This window comes from Streptomyces jumonjinensis, assembly GCF_009600885.1.
Lineage (GTDB): Bacteria > Actinomycetota > Actinomycetes > Streptomycetales > Streptomycetaceae > Streptomyces > Streptomyces jumonjinensis.
In genome coordinates, this window is the sequence record NZ_VCLA01000207.1 from 19,795 (window position 1) to 20,230 (window position 436).

The 436-nt window shown below is 68.6% G+C and carries 1 protein-coding gene; it reads left to right on the forward strand.

The features are described 5' to 3' along the window. The coding region (locus FF041_RS37395; protein ID WP_456154189.1) for a condensation domain-containing protein at positions 1 to 436 on the forward strand (436 nt) is incomplete at both ends.

The window sequence follows — 436 nt, forward strand, 5'->3', positions numbered from 1 at the left end:
TGAGGCTGGGGGCAGCACCGCTGGTCTGCCCGAAGTGACCCCGTACCGCGACTACCTGGAATGGCTCACCCGCCAGGACCGGGAGGCGGCGCAGGATGCCTGGCGGCAGGCGCTGGACGGTGCCGACGAACCGACACTGACGACGCCCGCCGACCGGGACACCCAGCCGGTCCACGGCGAGATGGTGTCCGCTGTCGCGGATGCGGCGTTGGATGAGGGGCTGCGGGAGCTGGTGCAGGCCCATGGTCTGACGTTGAACACGGTGGTGCAGGGTGCGTGGGGTCTGTTGGTGGGGAAGTTGACGGGCCGTCGTGATGTGGTGTTCGGGGCTTCGGTGGCGGGGCGTCCGCTCGATCTGCCGGGTATGGAGTCGATGCTGGGGTTGTTCATCAACACGGTGCCGGTGCGGGTGCGGTTGGATCCTGCGCAGACGGTT